This window comes from Streptomyces sp. UG1, from assembly GCF_049974585.1.
Classification (GTDB): domain Bacteria; phylum Actinomycetota; class Actinomycetes; order Streptomycetales; family Streptomycetaceae; genus Streptomyces.
The window spans coordinates 1-544 of record NZ_JBNGGG010000171.1; the positions used below are offsets into that span (position 1 = coordinate 1).

1 pseudogene is annotated in these 544 nt (G+C 67.1%); it reads right to left on the reverse strand.

Features of this window, described 5'->3' with window-relative positions:
• Positions 1–127: 127 nt before the first annotated feature.
• Positions 128–544 (reverse strand): annotated as a pseudogene (locus ACP4J3_RS50875) (alpha-1,4-glucan--maltose-1-phosphate maltosyltransferase); the annotation flags it as partial.

Here is a 544-nt window from a genome sequence, read left to right on the forward strand (position 1 = left end):
CCGTCGCCGTTGCTGTCCTGGAATGAGCGGACCAGGACCTCGTAGAAGACGGCACGTTTGAACCAGTCGGGGTCACGATCCTTGGCAGGGGTGTCCTCGAAGGTGTCCTGAACGGGCTCGTTGACGATCATTGTGTGGGTGACCCTCCGATCTGCGGGGTGGACGGTCGCAGAACACGAAAGATGTGCGCGGGCGCGCGGCCCGGCTCAAGGCGCACATAGTTGGCCCTGCCCCAGTGATAGGTCTCGCCGGTGAGCTCGTCGCGCACCGGCACCGACTCGTGCCAGTCCAGGCCGAGTTGCGGCATGTCCAACGAGACCGTGGCCTCCTGGGTGTGGTGAGGGTCGAGGTTGGCGACCACCAGAACCGTGTTCGAGCCCTGCCGCTTCGAGTACGCGATGACCGGTTCCTTGTCCGCGTGGTGGAAGTGCAGGTCGCGGAGCTGGCGCAGGGCCGGATTCGCGCGCCGGATGGCGTTGAGGCGGGTGAGCAGGGGGGTGATGGTGCGGCCCTCGCGTTCGGCGGTGTCCCAGTCGCGGGGGCG